General features: G+C 62.3%; 22 protein-coding genes. 13 read left to right on the plus strand and 9 right to left on the minus strand.

Annotated features, from left to right (window positions below; translation table 11 throughout):
* Both B5E66_RS11165 and B5E66_RS11170 read left to right on the plus strand, forming a co-directional pair.
* A partial coding sequence (locus B5E66_RS11165) for an ABC transporter permease subunit (protein WP_143406986.1) occupies nucleotides 1-696 on the plus strand: 696 nt, incomplete at its 5' end.
* Nucleotides 697-829: 133 nt separating this feature from the next.
* Nucleotides 830-1135 carry a hypothetical protein gene (locus B5E66_RS11170; protein ID WP_087233013.1) on the plus strand — a complete coding sequence of 102 codons (306 nt, stop codon included), beginning with the start codon at nucleotides 830-832 and terminating at the stop codon, nucleotides 1133-1135.
* A gap of 80 nt (nucleotides 1136-1215) precedes the next feature.
* On the opposite strand, the gene B5E66_RS11175 is transcribed toward B5E66_RS11170, so the two are convergent.
* The gene (locus B5E66_RS11175) at nucleotides 1216-2574 is read right to left on the minus strand and encodes a sodium-dependent transporter (protein WP_087233016.1); all 1359 of its coding nucleotides are present in this window, start codon (nucleotides 2572-2574) and stop codon (nucleotides 1216-1218) included.
* A gap of 199 nt (nucleotides 2575-2773) precedes the next feature.
* On the opposite strand from B5E66_RS11175, the gene B5E66_RS11180 reads away from it, so the two are divergent.
* The 6 genes from B5E66_RS11180 (at nucleotide 2774) to B5E66_RS11205 (ending at nucleotide 8923) form a co-directional block, all read left to right on the plus strand.
* Entirely contained in the window at nucleotides 2774-3502 is a 729-nt protein-coding gene (locus tag B5E66_RS11180; RefSeq protein WP_087233019.1) for a ClpP family protease, read from the plus strand.
* Nucleotides 3503-3788: 286 nt separating this feature from the next.
* Entirely contained in the window at nucleotides 3789-4430 is a 642-nt protein-coding gene (locus tag B5E66_RS11185) for a redox-sensing transcriptional repressor Rex (RefSeq protein WP_087233022.1), read from the plus strand.
* A gap of 109 nt (nucleotides 4431-4539) precedes the next feature.
* Nucleotides 4540-5160, plus strand: a complete 621-nt coding sequence (locus B5E66_RS11190) for a thymidine kinase (RefSeq protein ID WP_087233025.1) — start codon at nucleotides 4540-4542, stop codon at nucleotides 5158-5160.
* A gap of 400 nt (nucleotides 5161-5560) precedes the next feature.
* A complete protein-coding gene (locus tag B5E66_RS11195; RefSeq protein WP_087233028.1) occupies nucleotides 5561-6919 on the plus strand; it encodes an ABC transporter substrate-binding protein in 1359 nt (452 codons plus the stop codon).
* A 208-nt stretch (nucleotides 6920-7127) separates the two neighbouring features.
* The gene (locus B5E66_RS11200; RefSeq protein WP_087233030.1) at nucleotides 7128-8054 is read left to right on the plus strand and encodes a carbohydrate ABC transporter permease; all 927 of its coding nucleotides are present in this window, start codon (nucleotides 7128-7130) and stop codon (nucleotides 8052-8054) included.
* 17 nt (nucleotides 8055-8071) lie between these two features.
* Nucleotides 8072-8923, plus strand: coding sequence for a carbohydrate ABC transporter permease (locus B5E66_RS11205; protein ID WP_446718512.1), 852 nt, complete (start codon nucleotides 8072-8074; stop codon nucleotides 8921-8923).
* Between the two features lie 88 nt (nucleotides 8924-9011).
* Here the strand turns inward: B5E66_RS11205 and B5E66_RS11210 are convergent, their stop codons facing one another.
* On the minus strand, nucleotides 9012-9824 hold the full coding sequence (locus B5E66_RS11210) for a helix-turn-helix domain-containing protein (protein WP_242958165.1): 813 nt from the start codon (nucleotides 9822-9824) through the stop codon (nucleotides 9012-9014).
* Between the two features lie 82 nt (nucleotides 9825-9906).
* Between B5E66_RS11210 and B5E66_RS11215 the strand changes: the two genes are divergently transcribed.
* Both B5E66_RS11215 and B5E66_RS11220 read left to right on the plus strand, forming a co-directional pair.
* Nucleotides 9907-11463, plus strand: a complete 1557-nt coding sequence (locus B5E66_RS11215) for a glycoside hydrolase family 28 protein (RefSeq protein WP_087233036.1) — start codon at nucleotides 9907-9909, stop codon at nucleotides 11461-11463.
* A 3-nt stretch (nucleotides 11464-11466) separates the two neighbouring features.
* Nucleotides 11467-12609: a glycoside hydrolase family 88/105 protein gene (locus tag B5E66_RS11220; RefSeq protein WP_087233039.1), complete on the plus strand. Its 1143-nt coding sequence runs from the start codon at nucleotides 11467-11469 to the stop codon at nucleotides 12607-12609.
* Between the two features lie 85 nt (nucleotides 12610-12694).
* Here the strand turns inward: B5E66_RS11220 and B5E66_RS11225 are convergent, their stop codons facing one another.
* The 7 genes from B5E66_RS11225 to B5E66_RS11255 all read right to left on the minus strand — a co-directional run bounded on the left by B5E66_RS11225 (nucleotide 12695) and on the right by B5E66_RS11255 (nucleotide 18581).
* Complete coding sequence (locus tag B5E66_RS11225; RefSeq protein ID WP_087233042.1) at nucleotides 12695-13711, minus strand: hypothetical protein; 1017 nt, start codon at nucleotides 13709-13711, stop codon at nucleotides 12695-12697.
* Nucleotides 13692-14312 carry a hypothetical protein gene (locus B5E66_RS11230; protein WP_087233045.1) on the minus strand — a complete coding sequence of 207 codons (621 nt, stop codon included), beginning with the start codon at nucleotides 14310-14312 and terminating at the stop codon, nucleotides 13692-13694. Before B5E66_RS11230 ends, B5E66_RS11225 begins: the two co-directional genes overlap by 20 nt.
* Before the next feature lie 16 nt (nucleotides 14313-14328).
* Nucleotides 14329-14838, minus strand: a complete 510-nt coding sequence (locus B5E66_RS13250; RefSeq protein ID WP_206393086.1) for a hypothetical protein — start codon at nucleotides 14836-14838, stop codon at nucleotides 14329-14331.
* On the minus strand, nucleotides 14825-15364 hold the full coding sequence (locus B5E66_RS11240; protein ID WP_206393090.1) for an RNA polymerase sigma factor: 540 nt from the start codon (nucleotides 15362-15364) through the stop codon (nucleotides 14825-14827). Before B5E66_RS11240 ends, B5E66_RS13250 begins: the two co-directional genes overlap by 14 nt.
* Nucleotides 15365-15548: 184 nt before the next feature.
* Nucleotides 15549-16787 (minus strand): hypothetical protein, encoded by a 1239-nt coding sequence (locus B5E66_RS11245; protein ID WP_242958166.1) that lies wholly within the window; start codon nucleotides 16785-16787, stop codon nucleotides 15549-15551.
* Between the two features lie 3 nt (nucleotides 16788-16790).
* The gene (locus B5E66_RS11250) at nucleotides 16791-17033 is read right to left on the minus strand and encodes an acyl carrier protein (protein WP_087233048.1); all 243 of its coding nucleotides are present in this window, start codon (nucleotides 17031-17033) and stop codon (nucleotides 16791-16793) included.
* 84 nt (nucleotides 17034-17117) lie between these two features.
* On the minus strand, nucleotides 17118-18581 hold the full coding sequence (locus B5E66_RS11255; protein WP_242958167.1) for a class I adenylate-forming enzyme family protein: 1464 nt from the start codon (nucleotides 18579-18581) through the stop codon (nucleotides 17118-17120).
* A 520-nt stretch (nucleotides 18582-19101) separates the two neighbouring features.
* Here B5E66_RS11255 and B5E66_RS11260 point away from each other — a divergent pair.
* From B5E66_RS11260 to B5E66_RS11270, 3 genes are all read left to right on the plus strand, one after another.
* Nucleotides 19102-20232, plus strand: a complete 1131-nt coding sequence (locus B5E66_RS11260) for an acyltransferase family protein (protein WP_087233051.1) — start codon at nucleotides 19102-19104, stop codon at nucleotides 20230-20232.
* A gap of 141 nt (nucleotides 20233-20373) precedes the next feature.
* Nucleotides 20374-21168 (plus strand): hypothetical protein, encoded by a 795-nt coding sequence (locus B5E66_RS11265; RefSeq protein ID WP_087233054.1) that lies wholly within the window; start codon nucleotides 20374-20376, stop codon nucleotides 21166-21168.
* Nucleotides 21169-21192: 24 nt separating this feature from the next.
* On the plus strand, nucleotides 21193-22806 hold the full coding sequence (locus B5E66_RS11270; RefSeq protein ID WP_087233057.1) for a glycosyltransferase family 4 protein: 1614 nt from the start codon (nucleotides 21193-21195) through the stop codon (nucleotides 22804-22806).
* Nucleotides 22807-22964: the final 158 nt, after the last annotated feature.

Raw genomic sequence — 22964 nt, forward strand, 5'->3', positions numbered from 1 at the left:
GGCCTGCCCACCCTGCCCACCCCCGTGGTGTTCCTGCTGGTGGTGGCCATCTGCGCGGTGGTCGGCCTGTGCAACGGCCTGGTGGTCTCTTACCTGCGGGTGCAGCCCTTCATCGCTACCCTGGGCATGCAGCAGGTGGTCTACGGCATCTGCCTGGTCTACACCGGCGGTACCCCCATCGGCTCTCTGAACCGTGACTTCACCTCCCTGGCATCCGATACCATCCTGTTCATCCCCGTTCTGATCTGGATTGCCATCATCGTGGCTGTCTGCTTCTGGTTCCTGTACAACAAGACCCGCCACGGCAAGTACATGTACGCCATCGGCGGCAACGAGGCAGCCGCTGAGGTGGCCGGCGTCAACGTGGCCGCCACCAAGATCCGCATCTATGTGCTGGCTTCCTGCATGTTCGGTCTGGCCGGCTGCCTGCTGGCTGCCAAGTCCGGCGGTGCATCGGTCAACACCGCCCAGAGCTATGAGCTGGACGCCATCGCAGCTGCCACCATCGGCGGCGTTTCCACCACCGGCGGCGTGGGCACCGTGCCCGGCATCCTGGTGGGCGTGCTGGTCTTCGAGCTGATGAAGGTGGCTCTGCAGTTCATGAACGTGAACTCCTCCTACACCTACATCGTCCAGGGCCTTGTCATCATCCTGGCTGTGGCCATCGATATCCGCAAGTACCTGGCCAAGAAGTGATCCCCGCGCTTTTCAAACGCATCCTCTATGGGGCTGCCGGCACGCCGGCGGCCCCCTTTTTTGCAGCCCGGACGGTTGCGTTTTGCGCCGGGAGGATTTATACTTACAATATCTGCAAAAGGAGGGAACTGCCATGCCTGAACACGACGAGCGCACCCAGGAGCAGCGGGAGGCAGACCTGGCCGCACGGGAGGCGGCGCTGGCTGCCCGGGAAGCCGAGCTGGAGGCCCGGGAGGCCCAGGCCGCCCATACCGACGAAGGCAAACACAGCCTGCTGAACAACGGCGACCCCCATTTCAAGAACTCCAAGGAGAAGATCTACGACCACTTCCCCCTCAGCGTCCACCAAATGGATATCCTGATCGGGGTGCTGGTGGCTCTGATCGTTCTGTTCGTCTTTCTGGGGGTCAACCAGATCAGCTTTTTCGGGCTGTTCTGAGCTGCGCACAGGTACAAAAAGACCCGTCCGGACGGTGTGTCCGGGCGGGCCTCGTTGGTTTCGTTCCGTTTTATCGCTGCTCAGATCAGGCCCTGCACCAGGATGATGATGATCAGGATGGGCAGAACGAACTGCAGATACCGCTTGAACCAGCGGGACTTGGGCAGCTTGATGCCCTCGCCGGTGTTGGCCTCGGCGCAGTACTTGTCGTAGCCCCAGCCCCACTTGGACACGCAGAACAGCAGGAAGATCAGCGAGCCGATGGGCAGCAGCAGGTTACTGACCAGGAAGTCCTCGGTATCCAGCACATTCTTGCCGCCCAGGAAGGTCAGGCCGCTCCAGATGTTGTAGCCCAGCACACAGGGGACGCTGGCCACCAGCACAAAGATCAGGTTGATGCCGCAGGATTTCTTGCGGCTCCAGCCAAAGTTATCACAGCAGATGGCCAGCAGGTTCTCGAACACCGCAATGACGGTGGTAAAGCTGGCGAAGAACATGAACACAAAGAACAGGCTGCCCCACAGCCGGCCTGCGGGCATATCCACAAACACCTCGGTCAGGGTGATGAAGATCAGCGAGGGGCCCTGGTCGGGCTGGACGCCGTAGGCAAAGCAGGCCGGGAAGATGATCATGCCGCTCATGAGGGCCACAAAGGTGTCCAGCACGCAGATGCGGATGGCCTCGCCGGGCAGGGTGTGATCCCGCTTCATGTAGCTGCCGAAAATCTCCATGGCGGCAATGCCCAGGCTGAGGGTGAAGAAGGACTGGTTCATGGCGTTCATCGCCACATTGCCGATGCCCACCTGGGCGGCGCGCTCGACGCTGGGCAGCAGGTAGAACTGGACGCCTGCGCCCGAGCCGGGCAGCAGCACGCTGTTCACCGCCAGGATGACGATGAGGGCCAGCAGGGCGATCATCATCCACTTGCTGATCCGCTCCAGGCCGTTCTGCAGCCCGAAGCTGACCACCGCAAAGCCGGCGACCACCACCAGCACCATGCAGATGCCCATTTCCGCGGGGTTGGCCAGCATGGTGTTGAACACGTCCGAAGCGGCGCCGCTCTCCATCCCCACCAGCTGCCCGGAGGCAAACTTGACGAAGTAGTCCAGCATCCAGCCGGCCACAGTGGTGTAGTACATCATCAGCAAGTAGCAGCCTGCCATGCAGAACCAGCCGTGGATGTGCCACTTGCTGCCGGCAGGCTCCAGGGCCTTATAGCCCTGCACCGCGCTCTTGCCGCTGGCGCGGCCCACGGCCAGCTCCATGGTCAAAACGGGCACGCCCATGATGATCAGGAACATCAGGTAGAACAGGACGAACAGGCCGCCGCCGTTCTGCCCGGCCAGGAACGGGAACCGCCACACGTTCCCGATGCCGATGGCACAGCCGGCGCTGACCAGGATGAATCCCAGCCGCGAGCCAAAGGTTTCACGTTTCATGATTTTCCTCTTTTCTTTCTGTGATTTTTGAGCGAAAAGTCGCTCCTCTATTGTATCTGTATCACGGGCCGGATGCAAGAGGGAAAGTCAACATTTTGAACTTTTTGTTACAAAATCGGGGCAAGGCAGGGCCTTTTTCCCCTCTGGCATATCCGGCGGCGGTTCCGGGCATCCTGAACAAAAAGGAGGCCCGCATCGTATGAGCAAAAAGAAGAATCCAAATCCCCAGGCTTCCGCGGGGGAAGCCGAGGCCGCAGCCGTCAGCGCCGACACCGACCGCCGCGCCTTTGAGCAGAGCCAGCTGGAGGAGCTGGGCGCCCTCAACCTGACCAAAGGCGCCCACACCATCCATTGTCTCACCGTCATCGGGCAGGTGGAGGGTCATGTGGAGGCCCCCCAGGGCCAAAAGACCACCAAATACGAGCACGTCATCCCCCAGCTGGTGGCCGTGCAGGAAGATCCCGCCATCGAGGGGCTGCTGGTACTGCTGAACACGGTGGGTGGCGATGTGGAGGCCGGGCTGGCCCTGGCCGAGCTGATCGCCAGCATCTCCAAGCCCAGCGCCACCCTGGTGCTGGGAGGCGGACATTCCATCGGCATCCCTCTGGCGGTCAGCGCCCGACGCAGTTTCATCGTCCCTACCGCCACCATGACCGTGCACCCGGTGCGCCATTCGGGGATGATCCTCGGGGTGCCCCAGACCATGCGCTGGTTTGAGCAGATGCAGGAGCGGATCACCGGTTTTGTGGCAGGCCACAGCCGGATGAGCGCCGACCGCTTCAACCAGCTGATGCTCCACACCGGTGAGCTGGTGATGGACATGGGCACCGTGCTGGACGGCCGCCGCGCCGTGGAGGAGGGCCTGATCGACCAGCTGGGCGGCTTGTCCGAGGCCATGCGCTGGCTGTACCGGCAGATCGAAAACTGACCCGTCCCCTGCTTTGCAAGGAATTTCCGGTCCGCGGCTGCGGGCGGAAAGGGGTTTTCCTGGAGCGTGTCGTTTTCGGCACGCTGCTCCCCCTGCTTCGTGCAGGGGCTTTTTTGCGCCCGGATGCGCCGGACAAAAATGAAATTTCCTCAAAAACATTGACAAGGGTTTGACATTCTCTCCAAATGCTGTATACTAGTAATTAGACAATGTGGCCATTCCTGGCATCCACTTTCCAGTAAAGATATCCAAAATTCCGGGCAAACTGCAAGAGGGGGGTCTTGCCATGCATCCGTCCGTCAAGGCATCGGTGCCGGTCATCCGGCGTCTGCCCAAGTATTACCGCTATCTGTGCGCGTTGAAGGACTCGGGGGTCACCAGCATTTCCTCCCGGGAACTGGCCGCCCAGATGGGCACCACCGCATCCCAGGTCCGGCAGGACTTCAACTGCATCGGCGACGTCAACGGCCGGCAGGGCATCGGCTATTCGGTGGACAATCTCCTGACCATCCTGGAGGGCCTTTTGTTCGGCGACGGCCAGCGCCTGTCCACCATCCTGATCGGCTGCGGCCGGCTGGGCAAGGCAGTCAGCAGCTTCATCGCCAACAACAACAACGGTTTCACCCTCATAGCCGCCTTTGATGTGGAGCCCGCCCTGATCGGCCAGAGCATCAGCGGCATCCCCATCCGCCACATCGACGACCTGGAGTCCTTCTGCGCCCAGCACAACCCCCATGTGGCGGTGCTGTGCGTGCCCCGCAGCGGGGCCCAGCAGATCAGCGGACGGCTGGTGGAACTGGGCATCAAGGGCTTTTGGAACTTTTCCCACTACGACCTGTCCGTCCCCTACCCCGACGCGGTGGTGGAGAACGTCCACCTGGGGGACAGCCTGATGAGCCTGGGCTACCGTCTGCGCAACCAGGACTGAAGCGTTGACGCACATTCCATACATCCCGGGTGGGGCGCGGTTTTCTGCGCCCCGCATTCGGCGTACGGCCCGGTGCATCCGGGCTTTTGCATTGCAAGAAAGGCACGGTATGGCTAAACTTTATTTCCGTTATGGCGCCATGAACAGCGGCAAGAGCACTGCCCTGATGCAGGTGGCGCACAATTACGAAGAACAGGGGATGCGGGTGCTGATCCTCAAGCCCCAGGTGGACTCCAAGGGCGGGGGCGAACTGGTCAGCCGGCTGGGCGTGCGGCGCAAGGCCGACCTGCTCATCCAGCCCCAGGACGATATCTTTGCCGCCGTGGAAGCCGACCGCGCCTCCCACGACCGGCCCCTGGCCTGTGTGCTCTGCGACGAGAGCCAGTTCTTTACCCCGGCCCAGGCCGAGCAGCTGTTCATGGTCACGGTGGACCTGGGGGTCCCGGTGATCTGCTACGGCCTGCGCAGCGATTTCTCCCTCAAGGGCTTCCCCGGCTCCACCCGGCTGATGGAGCTGGCCCACACCATCGAGGAGATGAAGACCATCTGCACCTGCGGGCGCAAAGCCATCTGCAACGCACGCAAGGTGGCAGGCCAGTTCGTCTTTGAGGGGGAGCAGGTGGCCATCGACATGGAAAACGACGTCCAGTACGTCAGTATGTGTCCCCAGTGCTATTTCCGCGAAAGACGTGCATTTTATGCGCGCCGCCGCGCCGGGCAGGATGCCTGACGGCGTCCCGCGCCCGCCCGCACAAATTTTGCTGACATCTCATTTTGCGCCGCAGTACGTTGCTGCGGCGTTTTCTTGTCCTGGGCGCCGGGATGGACCGGGGCGCGCCTCTCCCAAAATCGTTAATATATCAGCAATTTCAAAATGATTCTCCCCTCTTTTCCAGCAAATCTGTACAAAAGCACGTTGTATGCAAGTTGCACAACTTTTCAGCGCAAGTTTGGATATTTCAACAAGGCCGTTCCGAAGGGGTCTGAAAACACAGCAAGATATGCGCGTTTTTGCGCGTATAACCACAATTTGCGTCTTTCTCTCGGCGCGGTTTTTTGCTATCACATTTGTATACAAGGGGCCAGGGCGTCCCTGATCAGTTTTGTGTTTTTATTTAGGAGGAGAAACAATGAGCAACGCAATTTCCCGTCGTGACTTCCTGAAGGTCACCGGCGCTGTTGGCGCAGCCGGTCTGCTGGCTGCCTGCGGCGGCGGCAGCAGTTCCTCTACTGCTTCTACCGCTGCTTCCGTGGCCGCTCCCGCCGAGGGCGACGTCAGCCTGACCATCAGCTGGTGGGGCGGCGAGTCCCGCCACAACGCCTATCAGGAAGCCATCGCCGCTTTCTCTGAGGAGCACACCAACATCACCGTCAATCCCACCTTTGCCGCATGGTCCGACTGGGAAGACACCATGTCCACCAAGTTTGGCGTGGCCGAGGATGTCTGCCAGATCAACTGGAACTGGCTGTACAACTACTCCGCCAACGCCCAGACCTTCATCGACCTGAACACCGTGTCCGACTACATCGACTTCTCCCAGTGGGAGGAAGGTCCTCTGGGCGCCTGCTATGTGGCCAACTCCCAGCAGGCCGTGCCTGTCTCGATGACCGGCCGTATCTTCTACTGGAACATGACCAGCTTCAACAAGGCCGGCATCACCGAGTATCCCAAGACCCTGGACGAGCTGTACGCCGCAGGCGAGGCCTTCCAGAACAACCTGGGCGAGGACTACTATCCCCTGCACCTGGGCGGCTACGACCGTATGATCGCCATGGTCTTCTATCTGGAGTCCATCTACGGCAAGGATTGGGCCGATCCCACCACCTCCACCCTGAACTACACCCGCGATGAGATCATCGAGGGCCTGGACTTCATCAAGAGCCTGGTGGACCGCCACGTCATCATGCCCCTGCCCACCTACTACGGCAACAACGGCTCCACCGCCGCCAGCCAGTCCAACGAGTGGATCACCGGCCAGCTGGCAGGTATCTTTGAGTGGGACTCCGGCGCTCTGAAGTATCTGGAGGGCCTGGACACCGAGAACCGCGACGGCTTCACCGTGGGCGACGAGATCAAGTACGGCGACTACAACGGCGGCTTCACCAAGGTCTCGATGGCTCTGGCTATCACCCAGACCTGCCAGCATCCCGCCGAGGCTGCCATGCTGATCAACTTCCTGCTGAACGAGGACGCAGGCGCCTCCATCATGGGTTCCGAGTGCGGCATCCCCGCCTCCGCTTCCGGTCTGGCTGCCGCTGAGGCCGCCGGCACCGTCAACGAGCTGACCGCCGAGGCCAACAGCAAGGTCATGGCCTCCTGCGCCTTCCAGCTGGATCCCCTGTTCGAGAATGACACCCTGAAGGCAGACGGCACCGGCGTCTACCAGGAAGTCTTCGACACCATGGATTACGATGGCGTCGGCGGCGCTGACGTCGTGGACATCCTGCTGGATGGCATGGAGGGCGTTGGCTACACCATCAACGCCTGATCCAGGATCGATTGAGGCTCCTTTTGTAAGAAAATCGGCCCTGCTGTCATGGATCAAAACGGGGGGCGCCTGTTCCCTTTGAACCGGGTGCCCCTCTTTTTCAGGCAGAAAAAGAGCTTTTTGCCTGGTATTCATACCGTTTGTTGATAAATTCACAGCAGTTCGCCGATGTTTGTATCCGATCACACCTAAAAGGAGGAATCCCCTGATGAAAGCAAACAATGCGCCTGCGGTCGGGCGCACACCGTTTCAGAAGTGGTGCGACAAATACCAGGGCCTGTTCTATCTGATCCCCTGGATCATCGGCTTCATCGTCTTCAAGGCGATCCCCTTCGGCCAGTCGCTGTTCTACAGCTTCACCGACATGAACTTCTTCTCGGGCATCTCCGAGTACGGCCTGATGAACTACATCGACGCCTTTACCACCAACCGTATCACCAAGGCGCTGATCACCACCTTCCAGTACTCCTTCATCACCGTGCCCCTGAAGCTGATCTTCGCGCTGTTCATCGCCTACATCCTGAACTTCAACATCAAGTTCGTCAACGCGTTCCGTACGGCCTACTACATCCCCTCCATCCTGGGCGGCTCTGTGGCCATCGCCGTGCTGTGGCGCGCGGTCTTCCGCGATGACGGCCTGATCAACACCGTCATCAAGATGGTCACCTTCGGCCACTTCGAGGGTCCCTCCTGGCTGTCGGATCCGGGCTACGCGCTGTGGGTCATCTGCATCCTGCGTATCTGGCAGTTCGGCTCGGCCATGGTGCTGTTCCTGGCCGCTCTGAAGGGCGTGCCCGCCGACCTGTACGAGGCCGCCACCATCGACGGCGCAGGCAAGTGGCGTCAGTTCTTCTCCATCACCGTTCCCATGATCACCCCCATCATCTTCTACAACCTGGTCACTCAGATCTGCCAGGCATTCCAGGAGTTCAACGGCCCCTACATCATCACCAACGGCGGCCCCCGCAACGCGACGACCCTGATCTCCCTGCTGGTTTACCAGTACGCCTTCCAGCAGAACGAGATGGGCATGGCTTCGGCCCTGGCCTGGATCATGTTCGTCATCGTCTGCGTGCTGACGGTCATCGCATTCACCAGCCAGAAGAAGTGGGTCTACTACTCGGATGAAAGGTAAGGTGTAAACGTATGGGAATGAAAGCTGCGCATCGCGTCGCTACCTTCTTTAAATACTTTGTCCTGATCCTGGTGGGCTTTATCATGATCTATCCTCTGCTGTGGATGGTCAGCGCTACCTTCAAGGACAACAGCGAGATCTTCGCAGGCATCAGCCTGTGGATCAAGAACCCCACCCTGGACGGCTACCGCAACGCGCTGAACGACTTCGGCGGCTCCATCAACATCCTGGAGGCCATGGTCAATACATACAGCTACGTGATCCCCAAGGTCATCTGCACGGTGGTCTCCTCCTGCATCGCGGCCTACGGCTTCGGCCGGTTCGACTTCCCCGGGCGCAAACTGATGTTCAGCATCATGCTGGCCACTCTGTTCCTGCCCCAGGTCGTTCTGAACGTGCCCCAGTTCCTGCTGTACAACAGCTTCGGCTGGATCAACAGCCCCTTCTACCTGGCCATCTGGGTGCACACCGCCTTTGCGACTGAGACCTACTTCGTCTACCAGCTGATCCAGTTCATGCGCAACGTCCCCCGCGACCTGGACGAAGCTGCCGCCATCGACGGCTGCTCCTCCTTCCAGACGCTGTACAAGGTCATCGTCCCCATGCTGGGCCCGGCGCTGGTCTCCTGCGCTCTGTTCCAGTTCATGTGGAGCTGCAACGACTTCATGGGCCCGCTGCTCTACGTTTCCACCCCCGCCAAGTACCCCATGTCCCTGTTCGTCAAGCTGTCGATGGACGGTGATACCGGCTTCCAGTGGAACCGCATCCTGGCCCTGTCCCTGATCTCCATCCTGCCGCAGCTGATCGTCTTCTTCTGTGCACAGGATCAGTTCGTCGAGGGTATCTCCGCCGGCGCAGTCAAGGGCTAAGCCCCCTGCCCCGGAGCCCGCGATGGCTCACGGAAAAACAGATCCCCTGTGCCGCCCTTTGGCACAGGGGATTCTTTGTGAAAGGCTGTCAGCTTTTGCCGCCCCGGTGGACGGCCCGGTACTGCACCGGGCTGACCCCCACCTGCTCCCGGAACACCCGCCGGAAGTGGGCGGTGGTCGAAAAGCCGGTCTCCTCGGCCACCGCGCTGATCCGCAGATCGGTGGTCTCCAGCAGATGGCGGGCCGCCTCGATCCGGCGCACATTGATGAAGTCCACGATGGACTGTCCGGTCACCCGGCGGAACAGGCGGCTGAGATAATAGGGCGACAGGTAGAACCGGGCCGCCACCCCGCCCAGGGTCAGCTTCTGGTTGTAGTTTGCGATGAGATAGGCGCAGATCTTGTCCACCGTCTCATTCCGCGGCCGGGACCCGCCGCCGCTCTGGGCATCGGCCTGCCGGTCGATATAATGGATCAGCAGCGACAGGTACAGCCGGTAGGGGCAGTCGGCATTCTCCCAGTCGCCGGCCAGGAGTTCCAGCAGGGTGTTGATCTGCTTGCACCAGGCCGCCTCTCCCATCAGCACCAGCGGGGGCTTGCCGGAGCCAAATAGCCGCCCTTTCTGGGCTTCGCTGAGCATCTCCAGGGGGAACCGGCAGCCCAGCAGCACGGCCCGGCCGTCGGCCGGCTCAAAGACGCAGTCGGTCCGGCCCAGCACCAGCACGGCGCCGGGTCCGGCCCCCAGGCCGCTGTCCGTGCCCTGGCCCCAGTGCAGGATGCCGCTGCCCTCCAGCAGCATATACAGCCCTCCTTCCCCGCTGCCCGCCCGGAGCAGGCAGACCGGGCCGGCCAGACGCAGCCGCTGCACCTGCATCCCGGCACTGTCGGGTTCTCTTTTCATGGCTGTTCCCCCTTTCTTTCCATGTTTTTACCATCATAGCACACTTTGCTCACCCGAAACAATAGCGAGAGGATGATTTTTTATGAAACTGACCTTGATCCGCGCCATGACCCGCAGCGCCGTCTTTGAGCTGGAAAACGGCCTGTGCTTCCGCCCGGCGGAGCCTTTCACCGTCCTTTTGGACGGTAAAGAGGTCTATGACGCCTGCAACACCAACGTCTTTTCGGTCTATTCCCTCCAGCCCGCCCATCCCTACACCCTGACCGTGCGCGCCGGCGGCGAGACGCTCACCGCCAGCTTCGTCACCCGGGAGGAGAGCTTTTTTGTGGACGCCTCCCGCTACGGACTGGTGGGGGACGGCGTCACCGACAACACCGCCAAGCTGCAGGCCGCCCTGTCCACCTGCCCGCCGGGCGGCACCGTCTACCTGCCCGCCGGCCGCTACCGCACCGCCAGCCTGTTCCTCAAGAGCCACACCACCCTGTATCTGGAGCAGGGCGCGGTGATCCTGGGCGACAACGACCGCACCCACTATCCCATCCTGCCCGGTGTGATCGGCAGCCACAACGAGGTGGATGAGTACTATCTGACCGGCTGGGAGGGCAACCCCCTGGACAGCCTGGCCAGCCTCATCAACATCACCCAGGCCGAGGATGTGACCATCACCGGCCAGGGCGAGATCGACGCCGACGCCCAGCACGGGGACTGGTGGCAGGACGTGAAGAAAAAGAAGATCGCCTGGCGGCCCCGCACCGTCTCGATCACCGACAGCCGCTATGTGGTGCTGCACGGGGTGACGGTCAAGAACAGCTACTCCTGGACCATCCACCCCATGTTCTCCACCGGGCTGGATCTGCTGGACTTCAAGATCCGCAACCCCTACGACGCTCCCAACACCGACGGCATCGATCCTGAGAGCTGCGTCAACACCCGCATCATCGGGGCGGACATCCACGTGGGGGATGACTGCATCGCCATGAAGGCCAGCAAGGTGTTCCTGGGGATGCGGCTGAAAAAGAGCTGCAAGAACACCGTCATCCGCAACTGCCTGCTGGACAAGGGCCACGGCGGCATCGTCATCGGCAGCGAGATGTCGGGCGGCGTCAAGGACATGGTGGTCACCCAGTGCCTGATGGACCACACCGACCGTGGCCTGCGGGTCAAGACCCGCCGGGGCCGGGGCAAGACCGCCGTCATCGACGGACTGGTGTTCCACAATGTGGAGATGCGGGGGGTCAAAGCGCCCTTCGTCATCAATATGTTCTACTTCTGCGACCCCGACGGCCACAGCGACTACGTCCAGTGCCGCCAGGCCATGCCGGTGGACGACTTCACCCCCCGGCTGGGCAGCCTGACCATGGAGGATATCGTGGCCACCGACGCCCAGTACGCCGGGTGCTACTTTGACGGCCTGCCCGAAATGCCCATCGGCCAGGTGGTCATGAAAAACGTCCGCATCAGCTTTGACCCCAACGCCCAGGCCGGCCAGGCCGCCATGGCAGACGGGCGCCCGGCGGTGAAAAAGCTGGCCATCTATGCGGAGAACGTCAACCGGATCGAGCTGCACAACGTCCAGATCGAGGGATACGAGGGCGAGCGGCTCCAGTTTGCCAATGTCGGCAGCTTTGAGGAGGATTGAACCATGACCCATCAGGAAATTCTGACCATGCTGGGCGAGTATGTGGATTATCTCATCGCCAATTCCAGCGCGGAAGCCCCCATGTGGAACATCGAAAAGGTGCGCAGCGGCCAGCCCAACAAGTGGAACTACATCGACGGCTGCATGATCACCGCCTGCCTGAGCCTGTACAAGACCACCGGGGACAAGAAATACCTCGACTTCTCCCGGGAGTTCATCGACTGGTTCGTGCAGCCCGACGGCAGCATCAAGACCTACGATCCCGAGGAGTACAACCTGGACAACGTCAACCAGGGCAAGAACCTGTTCATCCTCTACGACATTTTCGGGGACGAGAAGTACCGCAAGGCCATCGAGGTGATCGACAGCCAGCTCAAGGGCCAGCCCCGGACCAAAGAGGGCAACTTCTGGCACAAAAAGATCTATCCCTGGCAGGTGTGGCTGGACGGCGCCTACATGGCCCAGCCCTTCTACATGGAGTATGAGACCCGCTTCAACAAGATGGGGGGCTGCATCGACAGCTTCCGCCAGTTCATGAACATCCGGAAGCATATGCGGGATGAAAAGACCGGCCTGTACTACCATGGCTACGACGAGAGCCGCGCGATGTACTGGGCCGACCCCGTGACCGGGTGCAGCCCCAACTTCTGGCTGCGGGCCATGGGCTGGTTCATGGTGGCCATGGTGGATGTGCTGGAGCGGATGGATGAGCAGCTGTACAACGAGTACCGCACCATCCAGGCCATGCTCAAGCAGACCATCGAGGACATCCACAAATACCAGGACCCCCAGACCGGTATGTTCTGGCAGGTGATCGACCACGGCGGCGAGGAGGGCAACTATCTGGAGACCAGCGGCACCGCTCTGTTCGCCTACGCGGTGCTCAAGGGCGTGCGCCTGGGCCTGCTGCCCGAGCGGATGCGCGCCTGGGCCGAGAAAGCCTTCTACGGCACCTGCGACAAATACCTGTCCAAGAACCCCGACGGCAGCCTCCAGCTGGACGGCATCTGTCTGGTGGCGGGTCTGGGCGGCCCCCAGCACCGGGACGGCAGCCTGGCCTACTATTACAGTGAGCCGGTGGTCTGCAACGACGCCAAGGGCGTAGGCCCCCTGATCCTGGCCTACACCGAGATGATCGCCGAATAACCACAAGCAAAGCCCCTGCAGCCCGCCAGCCACGGACCGCAGGGGCTTTTCTCTATCTCGATCGCGGGCGTGTTCCGGACGCCGTTCAGGGCATGACCGGGTCGGCTTCCCGGATCTCCGGTGCCTTTGGCACATCGTGGGCGGCCGAACCGGCCTGCACTGCATCCGACGCGGCAGGCGCGGCGGGGGCGTCCGGGGACTCGGGCGCGGCGGGCGCCGTTTCGCCGCCCGAAACGTTCTCCTGCGCCAGATCCTCCGCAGGATAGGTCTCAACGGCGTCGTCACTGTCGTCCAGCCAGCAATAGACCTGCTCGGCCATTTGTTCCGCGGTCCAGTCCATCTGGACCGGGTCCCGCAGGCTGATGCTCATTTTGACCGTTTCTTCTGCGTTCACCCACTCGAACTCGATCTTCTCAGGCATCGGGCCCCACTGGGCCGCCACCTGCTTTACGGCGTCGCGCAGCAGGGCGCAGTCCTTCGCAAAGTCGGCCGTCCGGTCGTAAGGCCCATACAGGTCGATCCCCAGCGACAGGAATACGCCAGGCTGGTTCAGCTCGGCAAGGGTCTGCGGCTGCACGCCATATCCCGTATCCATATAGGTGTGCACCGAAAACAGCCGGATCTTCGTATCCTGCAGCGATCCATACAGCGCCTGCTCGTATTCGTCTTTGAGGCTCTCGGTCTGGATGCGCCGTTCGGGGGACACCTCCTGCCAGAACAGGGGCAGCAGAGTCAGGCAGAAGGCGCCGCTCATCAGCACCAGGCTGCTGATCACAGCCAGGAAATCGTACTTCCACCGGCCGGGATGGGCCGCGCACCAGATCACTTCCACCCCCAACGCCACCAGGGCCAGGGGCGCGCCCACCTTGGACACCAAAAGCCAGTCGAATCCTGGCACAAAGTAGTACAGCAGGAAGCACACGCCCACCGCCATCAGGCACAGCCCCAGGGTGATGCTGCCCACCCGGCGCACCGGGCGGTTATCCTCTTTGGGCGTCTGGGGCGCGGCGCCCCGGGGCGTCCCGGGAGGCTGCTGGGCCGGGGCCTCCGGCGGGTCCTTGGGCAAACCGGCCGAAGCCGGATCAATCTTTTTGTCCGTCATCGCTGTCCTCCTCCTTTTCGGTGTATTCCCCGTACTCGTAGAACTCCCCCAGCTGGTCGCTGCGGGCCGGGCCGCCGGCCTTGGGTCCCTTGACCAGCCAGGCTCCCAGAGCGATCAGGGCCAGGCAGACCAGCACGGTGGGCACCTCGTCCATCACATTGTAGATCAGCCGGATGATCCAGCTGTTCTCCACGTTCCAGTACAGCTCCCGCAGAAAGTTCATCACCAGTTCTTCGTACAGGCTGTACAGGCCCACGGCCACCAGCGCCCAGCCCAGCAGCTTGTGCCGGCGGGACAGCAGCTTATCCAGCATCTCGTCGCGGCCCAGGTCGCGGCCCAGGTGGAACAGGTAGTCGTCGGCGGGGGCGGTGCCCGCCAGCAGCTGGCTGCGCAGGTTAAAGGTATCGAAAAAGCTGAACATCCACACCACGCAGCAGACGGCAAAGGCAAAGCCCACCAGCGGCTCAAAGATGGACCCCAGCCCGATGGCCGCCGCGCAGATCCCCACCAGGGACAGCCCCCGCTTCATATACCCCTGATACATCTCCCCTGCGCCCGGGATAAAGGCAAAGCAAAAGGTGAGAAAACCATTCTTTTTCATCGTAAACTCTCTCCCATCAGTTGGTCGTTTGGGGCCCGCTGTCCGGGCCGGTCAGGGTGTTCCACAGGCCGGTGACGGCCTGGTATGCCTTTTGGGCGATGCCGCCCTCCTCACCGGGGCGGGGCGGCGGATCGTTTTTGGGCTTGGGCACCACAGTGGAGGCTGGCGGATCGATCTGCTGGGGGGTGTAAGTCTCCAGCGGGTCCCCCTGGGCCAGGATCAGCCCCAGATTGCCGCTGCGCCAGATGGTCAGCGCCAGCACTGCCGCCACCCCTGCCACCGCCATACGCCCGTAGACGTTCTGCATCAGGCGGATCAGGATGGCCCGGCTCACCGGGCGGCTCAGGTCCCGGGGCGGCTGCTCCAGCACAGCGCCGGTCAGCAGGGCGGTATAGCGGTCCATACACCGGTCGCAGTAGGACAGGTGTTCGGCGGCTTCCAGCCGGCCCCATTCATCCAGGCTGCCCCCGACCAGGGCCTGCAGCCCCTCGTCGGTCAGGCATCCGTCCTCTCTAAACAGTTCCATCCCCGATCCTCCTTTCCCGGTTTTGTTCCTGTTCGATCTGGGCCCGCAGCATCTTTTTGGCCCGCCACAGCTGGGCGTTCAGGGTCTTTTCGGGGCGCCGGCTGATGCGGGCGGCCTCTGCGGGGGTGTAGCCCTCCAGCAGGCACAGCCTGCACGGGGTCCGGTAAGGTTCCCGCAGGGCCAGGATCTTCTGTTCCAGTTCCTCGGCCCCCAGCTGGGCCAGGGCCTGTGCCTCCGGGCCCTGGTCGGCAGGGGCGCCGGCCAGCGCCAGCACATCGTCCCCGGGGGTGCTCATCCGGCGGGCCCAGGCGCTGCGCAGATGGTCCTTGGCCTTGTTGGCTGCAATGCGGGCCAGCCACTGTTTCTCACATCCGGGCGGGCAGCGGTCGATGGCCCGCCAGGCCGCCAGAAAGGTCTCCTGGGCCAGGTCCTGGGCCACCCCCTCGTCGGGCACCAGCTGGTGGCAGACCGTATAGACAAGGCCCTGATACTGCCGCACCAGCGCCGTAAATTCCTGCGTCGTCATACCACTGCGTCCCCGCCTCCCTCCTGTGTGTGCTGCGAACGGCCCGTTCTGTCTACTAATACGAGACAGGGGCCGCTTTTTCTGCAAAAAGCGCAGATCTTTTTTTGCCGCCGCGCCCATATCAAAAAAAGCGCCCCAAAGAGTTCTGCTCTCCGGGGCGCTTTTGCGTCGTTCGTATGTAGCGTTATTCCTGGCCGGGCAGTCCGGCGCCCAGATCCTGGGCGGACAGCACCCGCACCCCTTCCCGCTCCATCACCGAGCGGATGGCCTGGGGGATGCCTGCACGCCCCAGCTTGTCCTGGATGCAGAGGATCAGCTGGCCGCGGAAGCTGGCCACCTCAAAGCCCACCGAGGCCCCGTCGGGCGGGACCCAGACTTCAAAGTCCTGGATGTAGTCGGTCAGAGCGGCGGGATAGTTGCGGTCGGGGTCCAGAGGATCTCCCAGATAGCTGATCCAGAAGTCCGCCGGGAAGTCTCCCATCCGCTCCCCCATGCTGAACACCCGCTTCTTGATCCGAAGGGGGGCCTTGAGGGCGTCCACCCGGCAGACCCAGCTCATCATTTTGGCCATCTGGGCCAGCTGGCGAGGGTGGTCGATGCTGGCCCGCAGGTCAGCGTCGATGCCGGCGGCGATGTCGGCCAGCCGCACCTGCGGCCCGGCCTGCACCCCGTTGCGGAAGGAGGCCACACAATTGTAAAAGGCGTCGGGCACCCCCACCGCCTGGCGGGTATCGGTGGAGTAACAGTACTCCACCTTGTCCCGGCCGATGAAGGGCTGGATGGCCAGGCAGAGCAGCCCGAACAGGGCGCTGACCGGCTTGACCTGGCAGCGCAGGGCCGCATCCACCAGACTCTGTTTGTCCAGACGGACCATGCTGCGCCGCAGCTGGCCTTCCTCCACCTCCACCGGCTGGATCTCGGGCAGGCCCTCGGCATCTGCGGTGGGGTCGTGGGCCAGCAGCGCCTGCATATCGTAGGCAGGGGCCGAGGCCAGGGGCGGACAGGCAAAGCCGGTCCCATACCGCCGGTTGCAGTATTCCATCAGGATGCGGGTGAGGAACCGGGACACCCCGTGCCCGTCCGCGATGAAGTGGAACCAGTCGAAAAACAGCTCCCGATCCTCGCAGGACACATTGAACAGATACCCTGCCGTCTCCTCGGGCATGGCCCGCAGGCGGCTGTCCCGACAGACCGTAAAGGGCTGGTCGTTGGGCGCCAGGTATACTTCTCGTTTTTCCTGCACCAGTTTTGTCTTAAAGTAATCCGCCTCGGCCAGGGCGGCGTCCACCGCCTGCTGCAGCAGGGCAGGGTCCACCGCGTCCCGCAGGGTGTACTGATACCGGCAATAGATGTTCTTGTCCCGGTAAAAGTACATGGCCCCCTGCAGGATATAGGAGGCGCCGGGGGTCATCGTTTCTGTCATGGATCAGCCCACCCGTGTGCTCAGATAGTCGGCCAGGTCGCTGATGGTGACAAAGCTGCGCAGCTCCTTTTCGGGGATGCGGATGCCGAAGGTCTCCTCCAGGTCGGCCACGATGGTCAGGATCTCCATGGACGACAGGTCCAGATCGTCCATCAGGACGCTGTCCTCCGACACCTCATCGGGGCTGATCTCGGCCACATCCTCCAGGATGCCCACGATCTGGGCAATGATCTCAGTACGGCTCATAGCAAAACTTCCTTTCATTCTGTATTGGTCGCTCACAAAGCGGCCCGAATTTAGTATCCCATCCGGACCGCAGAGGTATGCATATCAGCTGCGCAGCAGCTTGCCGGCGGCGTTGCGGGGCAGGGGGCCGTCCGACAGGTGCACCGCAGAGATGCGCTTGTAGAGGGGCAGGGTGCGGTTGAGCTCGGTGACATAGGCCTGCACCTTTTCCGCCGCGCCGGGGACATTCTCGCCGCAGTAGACCAACGCGCCGATCTTGCCGTTTTCTTCCCGCACCAGGCTCTCGGTGACGCCCTCGCACTGGTTCAGCCTGGCCTCCAGCTCCTCGGGGCTGACGTTCTCGCCGCTGCTCAGGATGATGACGTTCTTTTTGCGCCCGGTCAGGAAAATGTAGCCCCGCTCATCGATGCGGGCCAAATCGCCGGTGTGGAGCCAGCCTTCGGCGTCCAGCACCTCGGCGGTGCCCTCGGGGTCCTTGTAATAGCCCATCATCACCGAGTCGCCCCGGATGCACAGCTCGCCGTCGTCCAGCTTGTATTCCCGCTTGGGGTCCCACAGGCCCACCGAGTGGATGTCTGCCAGGTCCTGGGAGTTGTTCCAGGCGCCGTCCCCCACCGTCTCGGTCAGGCCGTACATCTGGCAGATGAAGAAGCCCGCCTTGATCAGGTCGGCCATGGTCTCGGCATCCATCGACGCCGCGCCGCAGGTCAGCGCCTTCAGGCTGCCCAGACGGTCCCGGCGGCCCCGCACCACATCCCGGTGGATGCTTTGCAGCAGCACCGGCACCACCGCCATCACTTCGCTGTCCATGGCGGCCAGGTCACGGTAGAAGTGCTTCAGGTCGTTGCACAGGTTGATGGTGTTGCCCATGATGGCCCAGGAGATGGAGCTGGTCAGGGCAGCCACATGGAACATGGGCAGCACCGAGAAAGAGCGGAACTTGCTGGTGTCCCAGCCGGTCTGCCTGGCGATGTCCTCAAAGGGCAGGCAGAAGAAATCCATGGGGGCGAACAGGTTGCGGTGGCTGAGCATGACCCCCTTGCTGCGGCCGGTGGTGCCCGAGGTGAACAGGATCACCGACAAAGCGTCCCGGTCGGGGCACTCGCTGCCCGTCTCGCTCCAGGCCGAGGTCTTGTAGCTGTCGATGGGCAGCATCCTGCCGCCGTAGGCCTCCAGGATGGCGGGCTCCCGGTCGGCGAACTCCCCGTCGTGGAAAATGTAAGCCGGCTCCACCAGATCCAGCTCATACCGGATCTCGTCCCAGTCCTTGTTCAGGTTCAGAGGCACCAGCACCGCGCCTGTCAGCAGGATGGCATAGATGTTGACAAGGTAATCGTAGCTGTTGCGGGCCAGCAGGCAGACCTTCCGGCCGCGGATATCCGGGTCCAGATGCAGCAGCAGTCCCGCCGCCCGGTGGATATCCTGGGCATACTGGCCGTAGCGGATGCTGACGACCCCCTCTTTTGCCTCATCGTAATATTGGATGGCAATTTTTTCGGCCAGATTGGCTTCCATGTTGGTGACTACCTGGTATGCAGTCGAGATCATCGTTCATCCTCCAGTCTGTGGGGCTGCGGCGCCCACCGGTATTGTATTCATTATATAGGATGGCGCATTCCATTGCAACCGGAAAAAGCCCGTCTGCGGCAGACTGCGTCTACCTGTATTACAGGTACGTCAACAGCATACCACGCCCCTGCCCGGCTGTCAATGGGCCGCCGCCGCAAAAGCGGCCGGCCGCAAGGGGGCACACACTCCGCGCCGCCTTTGCATAGGATGCGGCAGAACGTCAAAAAGGCATCTGGAAAACCTTTTCAGAGGCAAATATTGCCGATCGCTTGGATGGGACGAAATTTCTGTTAAACTGATGCTTGGCCCGCCCGGCCGACCTTTTTAAAGCGGCCAAAAACCCTGATACAAATTGACAGCCGGGATAAAAAGCATTATACTAGAATAAACAAATCTTTGTCATAATCTACGGGTATGATGTGTATATCCTGCCAATCCTTCCTTTTTTCTGCGGGCCTGCTGTGGAAGGAATATTGTTTCTGCGAGGAGGACCCCTTTGATGAAAGGAACCAAAACGCGTACCGTCAACTCCCTCGGGATGTTTGACCTGTTCAAAGGCATAGGCATGGCCACCGTCATCTTTGTACACACAGCCGAAGCCTATTCCATCGACCTGGGCAGCGGGCTGAGCGTCACCAGCTTTCTGCTGTTCATCTACCGCGAAGCGCTGATGTCGGCTTTCTACATAGCCAGCGGTTTCGGTTTCCGCAAGCGCTCCATCGGCAAATGCGTCCAGCAGCAGCTGCGGGGCATCCTGCCCCCCTTCCTCTACACGGCGCTGGCCACGGCAGGGCTGCATCTGCTTTTGCACCACCATTTCTTCGGCTCCTGGACGGACGCCGTCGCAGAGAGCGAGAAGGTCCTGGCCGGCTTTCTGCTGGGCCTTCCCCATACCTCCACCTATTTTGGGATGAGCATTTTCTCCTGCGGGCCCATGTGGTATCTGCTGACCATGGCGGTGGGCTGGATCATCCTGGATATCCTGTTCAACGCCTTCCCTGAGCGGTACATACCCGCCGCGGTGGCCATCACCGCCGTGCTGGGCTGGGGCACCTGCCTGGTGTGGGAGCTGCCCTTCTGCCTGTCCCAGGGCATGACGGTGGTCCCCTATCTGTACCTGGGCCATGTGGCCAAAAAGCGCCGCTGGTTCGACCAGCCCCGCCTGCGCTGGCTGTTCCCCGCCGCCCTTGTGTGCATGGTCGTCTCCGCCGGAGGGGCCATCCTTTCGGGCACCACCGACAATATGTCGATGGGCCACTGGGCCCTGGGTCCTGTGGGCATCTTCGTCAACGGGATGATCGGCCTGTGGATCGTCAACCTGTTCGTCCGGCTCAGCGCCCGGGCAGACAACTTCCTCACCCACACTCTGGAAGCGGTGGGCCGCCGCTCTCTCAACATCTTCTGTGTCCACACCATCGAGCTGATCGCCGTGCCCTGGTATCTGTTTGCGGCCCAGTTCGTCTCCAGCCCCCTGCTGGGCCTGGGCGCCCAATACGTCCTGCGGTGCAGCTTTGTGGCGCTGATCTGCCTGCTGCTGGAGCTGCGCAAGCGTTTTGTCCCCAGCCGGACCAAAAAGGCCCGTCTGGAGCGCAGCCGCGCCCGCTTCCAGCGGTATGTGGCCCGGCACTGAGCCGTTATCCTGTCTCCCGTATTCTGCGGCAGGGCCCGCCCCCGCCGCAGAACTTTTTGTATGATTTTTTGCGGATGTCCCCTGCGCGAAGGATTCCCGGGCCCTCAGCCCGGGCACACTATGGATATGAGGTGAAGATTCATGCCCCCTGCAACCAAACAGACTCCAGAGGAACGGATCGCCGAGCTGGAGGAACAGCTCTCCCTTTCCGACCAGGGCGTATCCAAGCTGGCCCAGCGCTGCCTGGCCCTGGAACAGCAGTTGGCCGCGCTGGAAAAGCACGAGACCTATGACAATATGTCCCTGTTCCGGCTGACGTTGTACTACGACTACGGACTGGGCTTTTCTCAGCAGGATACCCTCAGCGCGCCGGTGTCGGCCTATTCGGCCTCCAACCACACCGTCTCGGCCATCTTTGAGATGCCGCGGGAAGTCAGGGCCATCCGTCTGGACCCCGGGGAGCTGCCCTGCTATGTGGCGGGCATCGCCCTTTCCGACCAGCGGCTCCAGGCCGTCCCCCTTTCGGCGCTGTCTCTGGACGAGGACAAGTCCCTGTTTTTGAGCTTCGATCCCCAGTTCCTGGTCGAGTGTCCCATGGGCCTGCCGGCGGGCACCAAGCTGTCGGTCACCTACACCTACTATCCTCTCCAGCTGGGCGCCGACGACACCGTCTTTTACGCCATGCGCCAGGGCATCCAGCTCATGCAGGACCGGGCCGCCCAGGCCTCGGCGGCGGCTGACGCACAGCGGGCCCTGGCCCAGAACTATGGCGAACAGCTGGCCGGTCAGGAGCGCCGCGCCGCCCATCTGGAAGAACAGCTGGCCGCCGCCATCGCGGAGAAAGAGCACTTCCGGGTGAGCTATGAGGCAGTGCTCTCCAGCTCCTGCTGGAAGCTGACTGCTCCCATCCGCGCCCTGTTCGGCCGCAAAAAATAAACATACGCCCTAAAGAGGTATGCTATGTATTCCAGTTACAGTCAATTCCAGCAGTTCCAGCTGGCCAGCCAGCCCTATCAGGACACCCAGCGCACCTGGCTGGCCGTCTATGCCCCAGGGCGCTGCACGGCCCTGGCTTACAGCATGGAGTTACAGCTCCACCGCAAGTTCCGGCTGACCGACAGCCTGGACGCCCTGCCCGACGGGCTGGACGGCGTGGTGCTGGCGGCCGAGGATGGGGAATGCCTGAGCACCACCCTCTCCTATTTTGCGGCGGCGCTGCAGGGCGGGGCGGATTTCGCCTTCTGCGACGCGGTGTTCGGCTTTGAGGGGGATACCCTGGTCTATCGCGCCGCGGACAGGCCCCAGGGCTGCAAGTGCGCCGTCCTCTCCCGGGAGCTGCTGCAGCGCTGCCGGGCCGCCGCCCGTGACCCCGACGACCCCGCTTCCCTGCTGTGTCTGGCCGCCGGGCTGGCCCGGCATCCGGTGCACATCCCCCAGGCGCTGCTGCGCTATCGCCGCCAGCCCCATGCAGGGGACATTTTCTCCGCCCATGGCAAACGGGCCCTGCTGCTCAGCCATGTGCTGGACATGACCGGCGCGCCCATCGTGCTGGTCAGCGCCGTGCCGGTGCTGCTCCAGATGGGCTACGAAGTGGCGGTGCTGGGCCCGGGAGACAGCGGTTCGCTGGGCCTGTTCGTGGAGGCCGGCGCCACCGCCGTCACCCACCCCGACTGCGTCAACTCCTCCATGCTGTGGGATCTGGCCATCTCCTCCGACCTGGTCATCGCCAACACCATCGTGGAGGTCAAGGCCATCCGCGCCCTGAACGGTGCGCCGGTGCCGGTGCTCTGGTGGCTGCACGACGCCTTTGTGGGCTACGGCTATCTGTCCCACCTGATCCCCCGCACCCTGGAGCGGAACATCCGGGTCTGCGCGGTGGGCAGCCATGCCACCGCCGCCATGCATACCCACCGCCCCGACTTCGAGATCGGCCAGCTGGTCTACGGCCTGCCCGACTATGCGCAGGACACCTTCTCCCCCTACGACATCGGCTATGCAGGGGGGCTTCCCCTGTTCGTCAGCGTGGGGGCCTTTGAAATGCGCAAGGGCCAGGACGTGCTGGTGGAGGCCATCCGCCTGCTGCCGGCCTCCACCCGGGCCAAAGCAGCCTTTCTGTTCGTGGGCAAGGGGGCCGACAAGCGGCTGCTGGCCCAGGTGCGGCAGCTGGCCGAGGAGTATCCCCGCAACGTCTTTTATGTGGAACGCCTGACCCGGGACGAGATCAAGTCCCTGATGGATCAGTGCGCCTGCACGGTGTGCAGCTCCCGGGATGACCCCATGCCCACCTTTGTCACCGAGGGCCTGATCTTTGGCAAGCCGGGCATCGTATCCGAACACACCGGCACCGCCGGGCTGATCACCGAGGGGGTGGACGGCTTTGTCTACCACAGCGACAGCCCCAGCCAGCTGGCCGAAGCCATGGCCAAGCTGATCGACCATCCCGGCCTGGCCGCCCGGATGGCCCCCGCCTGCCGCGCCCTTTACCAGCGGTATTATTCCAAGCAGGCATTCGCCGACACCCTCCGGGAGCAGATCCAGGCCCTGCTGGCCCAGACTTCCGAAAACGAAGCGTAATGCAACCACAAAAGATCACAGAAAGTAGAATCAAGTCATTTGACAGTCCGGACGATCCCGTGGATCTTGTCCGGGCTGTATTTTTGTATTGGAGGGCCCATCCTTTGTTTTCGGGTGCATCCGGCCGCAAAAGTGTATTTTTTGCGCAAAGTTTACCT

Origin of the sequence: Faecalibacterium sp. An121 (assembly GCF_002160915.1) — a bacterium.
GTDB classification, from domain to species: domain Bacteria; phylum Bacillota; class Clostridia; order Oscillospirales; family Ruminococcaceae; genus Faecalibacterium; species Faecalibacterium avium.

Excerpts from the sequence above, each read along its gene's own strand:
- B5E66_RS11170 (WP_087233013.1), top strand. The coding sequence starts at position 830 with ATGCCTGAACACGACGAGCGCACCCAGGAGCAGCGGGAGGCAGACCTG.
- B5E66_RS11175 (WP_087233016.1), bottom strand. The coding sequence starts at position 2,574 with ATGAAACGTGAAACCTTTGGCTCGCGGCTGGGATTCATCCTGGTCAGC.
- B5E66_RS11180 (WP_087233019.1), top strand. The coding sequence starts at position 2,774 with ATGAGCAAAAAGAAGAATCCAAATCCCCAGGCTTCCGCGGGGGAAGCC.
- B5E66_RS11185 (WP_087233022.1), top strand. The coding sequence starts at position 3,789 with ATGCATCCGTCCGTCAAGGCATCGGTGCCGGTCATCCGGCGTCTGCCC.
- B5E66_RS11190 (WP_087233025.1), top strand. The coding sequence starts at position 4,540 with ATGGCTAAACTTTATTTCCGTTATGGCGCCATGAACAGCGGCAAGAGC.
- B5E66_RS11195 (WP_087233028.1), top strand. The coding sequence starts at position 5,561 with ATGAGCAACGCAATTTCCCGTCGTGACTTCCTGAAGGTCACCGGCGCT.
- B5E66_RS11200 (WP_087233030.1), top strand. The coding sequence starts at position 7,128 with ATGAAAGCAAACAATGCGCCTGCGGTCGGGCGCACACCGTTTCAGAAG.
- B5E66_RS11205 (WP_446718512.1), top strand. The coding sequence starts at position 8,072 with ATGAAAGCTGCGCATCGCGTCGCTACCTTCTTTAAATACTTTGTCCTG.
- B5E66_RS11210 (WP_242958165.1), bottom strand. The coding sequence starts at position 9,824 with ATGAAAAGAGAACCCGACAGTGCCGGGATGCAGGTGCAGCGGCTGCGT.
- B5E66_RS11215 (WP_087233036.1), top strand. The coding sequence starts at position 9,907 with ATGAAACTGACCTTGATCCGCGCCATGACCCGCAGCGCCGTCTTTGAG.
- B5E66_RS11220 (WP_087233039.1), top strand. The coding sequence starts at position 11,467 with ATGACCCATCAGGAAATTCTGACCATGCTGGGCGAGTATGTGGATTAT.
- B5E66_RS11225 (WP_087233042.1), bottom strand. The coding sequence starts at position 13,711 with ATGACGGACAAAAAGATTGATCCGGCTTCGGCCGGTTTGCCCAAGGAC.
- B5E66_RS11230 (WP_087233045.1), bottom strand. The coding sequence starts at position 14,312 with ATGAAAAAGAATGGTTTTCTCACCTTTTGCTTTGCCTTTATCCCGGGC.
- B5E66_RS13250 (WP_206393086.1), bottom strand. The coding sequence starts at position 14,838 with ATGGAACTGTTTAGAGAGGACGGATGCCTGACCGACGAGGGGCTGCAG.
- B5E66_RS11240 (WP_206393090.1), bottom strand. The coding sequence starts at position 15,364 with ATGACGACGCAGGAATTTACGGCGCTGGTGCGGCAGTATCAGGGCCTT.
- B5E66_RS11245 (WP_242958166.1), bottom strand. The coding sequence starts at position 16,787 with ATGACAGAAACGATGACCCCCGGCGCCTCCTATATCCTGCAGGGGGCC.
- B5E66_RS11250 (WP_087233048.1), bottom strand. The coding sequence starts at position 17,033 with ATGAGCCGTACTGAGATCATTGCCCAGATCGTGGGCATCCTGGAGGAT.
- B5E66_RS11255 (WP_242958167.1), bottom strand. The coding sequence starts at position 18,581 with ATGATCTCGACTGCATACCAGGTAGTCACCAACATGGAAGCCAATCTG.
- B5E66_RS11260 (WP_087233051.1), top strand. The coding sequence starts at position 19,102 with ATGAAAGGAACCAAAACGCGTACCGTCAACTCCCTCGGGATGTTTGAC.
- B5E66_RS11265 (WP_087233054.1), top strand. The coding sequence starts at position 20,374 with ATGCCCCCTGCAACCAAACAGACTCCAGAGGAACGGATCGCCGAGCTG.
- B5E66_RS11270 (WP_087233057.1), top strand. The coding sequence starts at position 21,193 with ATGTATTCCAGTTACAGTCAATTCCAGCAGTTCCAGCTGGCCAGCCAG.